2 protein-coding genes are annotated in these 1,696 nt (G+C 60.3%); both read right to left on the bottom strand.

Annotation, left to right across the window (positions count from 1 at the left end):
• Nucleotides 1-19: 19 nt before the first annotated feature.
• Nucleotides 20-1,108, bottom strand: a complete 1,089-nt coding sequence (locus WLY71_RS30515) for a 3-deoxy-7-phosphoheptulonate synthase (RefSeq protein ID WP_347806550.1) — start codon at nucleotides 1,106-1,108, stop codon at nucleotides 20-22.
• A 336-nt stretch (nucleotides 1,109-1,444) separates the two neighbouring features.
• On the bottom strand, nucleotides 1,445-1,573 hold the full coding sequence (locus WLY71_RS30510; protein WP_347806549.1) for a hypothetical protein: 129 nt from the start codon (nucleotides 1,571-1,573) through the stop codon (nucleotides 1,445-1,447).
• Between the last annotated feature and the right edge of the window lie 123 nt (nucleotides 1,574-1,696).

The raw sequence follows: 1,696 nt of genomic DNA, 5'->3' as shown, positions 1-1,696 counted from the left end.
GACTGGAAGAGGGGGTGACTCACGCCGATTGTTGATCCCTGCTCTGCGCTCTGAGCCGATCGGCTGCCTGGCGCAACAGTAATTCCGTCCCGCTCCAGCCAAGGCAGCCATCTGTTACTGACACGCCGTAACGCATTGATGGGCCCAGCGGTTGGCAGCCTTCGAACAAGTGACTCTCGATCATCATGCCGATCAGTGATCGATCACCTTGCAGGCGCTGTTCAAGCACATCGTTAAACACCGCTGGCTGACGCAACGGGTCTTTGCCGCTGTTGGCATGGCTGCAGTCGACCATGATCCGGGCCGGGATCTTCAGTTTGGTCAAGTCACTGTTCACCTGGGCGACGCTGTCGCGGTCGTAGTTCGGCCCACGGTGTCCGCCACGCAGCACCAGGTGGGTGTCGGGATTGCCCGGCGTTTGAATGATGGCCGGATGACCCTGGCTGTCGACACCGAAATGACGATGCGGATGGGCGGCCGAGCGCATGGCGTCGCTGGCCACACCGACACCACCATCGGTGCCGTTCTTGAAGCCGACCGGCATGCTCAGGCCACTGGCCATTTCCCGATGGATCTGCGATTCGGTGGTGCGAGCGCCAATAGCGACCCAGCTCAGCAGGTCGTCGAAGTAGCCGGAAGCCATCGGTTGCAGTAATTCGGTGGCAATCGGCAGTCCCAGGCGGAGCATTTCGCGCATCAACTCGCGGGACAGGGTCAAGCCGCCGGCCATGTCATCGCTGCCATCGAGGTAGGGATCGTAGGCCAGGCCTTTCCAGCCGACCGTGGTGCGGGGTTTTTCGACGTAGGCGCGCATCACCAGCAGCATTTCATCACTGACCTCGGCGGCGAGGCGGGCGAGGTTGTCGGCGTATTCGAGGGCGGACTGAGGATCGTGAATCGAGCAGGGACCGACGATGACCAGCAGACGGGAGTCTTCACCGTTGAGGATCGCGCGAACCGCCTGGCGGTGGGTGGCGACTTGCTGGGTCAGGGCGTTGCTGAGTGGCAATTGCTGTTTGAGTTGCAATGAGCTGGGCAGACGCAGGGTCAGCGCTTCATTGGCAGGGCTCAAGGTGGACAGCGGCAGAGCAGAGACGGACGAGTTCATATTCGGGCTTCCTGGGCTGGCGGCGGGTTCGTTCCCGCGCACTCGGCCCTACTGGGGTGTTCGACAATTGGCCGGATTGGCTGCGTGTGTGTGCTTGCCACCTGTGGGTGACCGATCGGAGGCGGCAGGCTGTCCCGAGCGGAGGCTGCTAAATCGCCAGGCGGCAAAACTGTCGTAACGGTAATAAGTGGCGTAGTTCATTGTTGAATCCTCTGGTTGTCTGGTGTGTCGCTAAAAATGTGCGGGGCTGAAAAAACAAAACCCCCGGTCGGGAAGCCGACCGGGGGTTGAGAATTCTCTGGTGGCGACCCGTTTAAAGTGGGCGCCGTGTGGGTATCAGGCGCGCCAGTGGCTAAACCAATACCCAAAATAAAAGCTGACCGGAGCACAAACGTCATTCACCCGGGCAGCCGCCACCGAGCGCAGGGCGCTGACGGTACGAAGCGGTGAGAGGGCGTTGAACATGGTTTGTCTCCTATGAGTGCGCCGAGCTTACTAGAGGCCAGTACACGGATTCAATCAGAAAATGCTATCGATCACCGACGGCATTTTCTATCGCTTGAGTGCGTCGCCGGTTGTGACACACTT

Source organism: Pseudomonas rossensis (assembly GCF_039888995.1).
Classification (GTDB): Bacteria; Pseudomonadota; Gammaproteobacteria; order Pseudomonadales; family Pseudomonadaceae; genus Aquipseudomonas; species Aquipseudomonas rossensis.
Note: the sequence above shows the minus strand (reverse complement) of the source record. Positions and strands in the feature narration are given on the sequence as shown.

Bases quoted from the DNA above. Each gene is read 5' to 3' on its own strand.
- WLY71_RS30515 (WP_347806550.1), bottom strand. From the start codon at position 1,108: ATGAACTCGTCCGTCTCTGCTCTGCCGCTGTCCACCTTGAGCCCTGCC.
- WLY71_RS30510 (WP_347806549.1), bottom strand. From the start codon at position 1,573: ATGTTCAACGCCCTCTCACCGCTTCGTACCGTCAGCGCCCTGCGCTCG.